Source organism: Niastella vici (genome assembly GCF_002077945.1).
Classification (GTDB): Bacteria; Bacteroidota; Bacteroidia; order Chitinophagales; family Chitinophagaceae; genus Niastella; species Niastella vici.
This window is the reverse complement of sequence record NZ_LVYD01000117.1, coordinates 1-2733: the sequence shown is the minus strand read 5'-3', so window position 1 is coordinate 2733 and position 2733 is coordinate 1. Positions and strand designations below refer to the sequence as shown.

The 2733-nt window shown below is 45.4% G+C and carries 1 protein-coding gene; it reads right to left on the bottom strand.

The annotated features are described in order from the left end of the window. On the bottom strand, window positions 1-2733 hold a 2733-nt coding region (locus tag A3860_RS41415; protein ID WP_216823602.1), incomplete at both ends, for a hypothetical protein.

Below are 2733 nucleotides of genomic sequence, written 5' to 3'. Positions count from 1 at the left end.
TGTTACGACTGGGTTAACGTTTAAAGTCAGGGTAGCAATAGAATCGCAACCGGCTGCGGATAATAATGTGTCTTTATAAGTGCCAGCGGCATTGTAGGTGTTGCCATTCCACGAGTATGGCAATTGATTGGCGCAAACAGTGGCGGTTTGAGTTCCTGTTACAACTGGATTTACGATCAGTGTGAGGGTGACGATAGAATCGCAACCAGTGGAGCTGGCCAGAGTGTCTTTATAGGTTCCTGCGGCATTATAAATGTTGCCATTCCAGGTATAAGGCAGTTGGTTGTTACAGATGGTTACGGTTTGTGTGCCAGTTTTAACTGGGTTAACATTCAGCGTCAAGGTAACAATTGAATCGCAACCTGCAGCACTGGTTAGTGTGTCTTTATAGGTTCCTGCTGCATTGTAGGTATTTCCATTCCAGGTATATGGTAATTGATTGGCGCAAACAGTGGCGGTTTGAGTTCCTGTTACAACAGGATTTACGTTCAAGGTCAGGGTAACGATAGAGTCGCAACCTGCAGCATTGGTCAGGGTGTCTTTATAGGTCCCTGCGGCATTATAAATGTTGCCATTCCAGGTATAAGGCAGTTGGTTGTTACAGATGGTTACGGTTTGTGTGCCAGTTTTAACTGGGTTAACATTCAGCGTCAAGGTAACAATTGAATCGCAACCTGCAGCACTGGTTAGTGTGTCTTTATAGGTTCCTGCTGCATTGTAGGTATTTCCATTCCAGGTATATGGTAATTGATTGGCGCAAACAGTGGCGGTTTGAGTTCCTGTTACAACAGGATTTACGTTCAAGGTCAGGGTAACGATAGAGTCGCAACCTGCAGCATTGGTCAGGGTGTCTTTATAGGTCCCTGCGGCATTATAAATGTTGCCATTCCAGGTATAAGGCAGTTGGTTGTTACAGATGGTTACGGTTTGTGTGCCAGTTTTAACTGGGTTAACATTCAGCGTCAAGGTAACAATTGAATCGCAACCAGCAGCACTGGTTAGTGTGTCTTTATAGGTTCCTGCGGTATTGTAAGTGTTGCCATTCCAGGTATAAGGTAATTGGTTAGCGCATACGGTAGCTGTTTGTGTGCCGGTCTTAGTTGGATTTACATTCAATGTTAGTGTTACTACTGAGTCACAACCGGCGGCACTAGTCAGGGTATCTTTATAGGTTCCTGCTGCATTGTAGGTATTTCCATTCCAGGTATAAGGTAATTGGTTGGCGCAAACAGTTGCGGTCTGAGTTCCTGTTACGACAGGATTGACATTCAATGTCAACGTTACGATGGAATCACAGCCAGCAGCATTAGTCAGCGTATCTTTATAAGTTCCTGCGGCATTATAAATGTTGCCATTCCAGGTATAAGGCAGTTGGTTGTTACAGATGGTTACGGTTTGTGTGCCAGTTTTAACTGGGTTAACATTCAGCGTCAAGGTAACAATTGAATCGCAACCAGCGGCACTGGTGAGGGTGTCTTTATATGTTCCGGCCGCATTATAAGTATTGCCGTTCCAGGTATATGGCAATTGATTGGCGCAAACGGTGGCGGTTTGAGTTCCTGTTACAACTGGATTTACGATCAGTGTGAGGGTGACGATAGAATCACAACCGGCCGCGCTGGTCAGGGTGTCTTTATAAGTTCCAGCGGCATTGTAGGTGTTTCCATTCCAGGTATATGGCAATTGGTTGGCACATACAGTTGCGGTTTGGGTTCCTGTTACAACAGGATTTACATTCAGTGTGAGGGTAACGATAGAATCACAACCTGCAGCACTGGTCAGGGTGTCTTTATAGGTTCCGGCCGCATTGTATGTGTTTCCGTTCCAGGTATATGGTAATTGGTTAGCGCATACGGTAGCTGTCTGTGTGCCAGTCTTAACCGGGTTAACGTTCAGCGTCAGGGTAACAATTGAATCGCAACCAGCGGCACTGGTCAGGGTGTCTTTATATGTGCCAGCGGCATTGTAAGTGTTACCATTCCAGCTATATGGTAATTGGTTGGCACATACAGTTGCGGTTTGGGTTCCTGTTATGGTTGGATTTACATTCAATGTCAGTGTTACTACTGAGTCGCAACCTGCTGCGGATAATAAAGTGTCTTTATAAGTGCCAGCGGCATTGTAGGTATTTCCATTCCAGGTATATGGTAATTGGTTAGCGCATACGGTAGCTGTTTGTGTGCCAGTCTTAACTGGATTAACATTCAGCGTCAGGGTAACAATTGAATCGCAACCTGCGGCACTGGTGAGGGTGTCTTTATATGTTCCGGCCGCATTGTAGGTGTTTCCGTTCCAGGTATATGGTAATTGATTGGCACATACAGTTGCGGTTTGGGTTCCTGTTACGACTGGATTAATATTCAGTGTGAGGGTAACGATAGAATCACAACCGGCAGCACTGGTTAAGGTGTCTTTGTAAGTTCCAGCGGCATTGTAGATGTTTCCGTTCCAGGTATATGGTAATTGATTAGCACATACAGTTGCGGTTTGGGTTCCTGTTACGGCTGGATTTACATTCAATGTCAGTGTTACTACTGAGTCGCAACCTGCCGCGCTGGTCAGGGTGTCTTTATATGTTCCGGCCGCATTGTAAGTATTGCCGTTCCAGGTATAAGGTAATTGGTTAGCGCAAACAGTCGCAGTTTGAGTCCCTGTTACAACTGGATTAACATTCAATGTCAGGGTAACAATTGAATCGCAACCGGCGGCACTGGTGAGGGTGTCTTTATATGT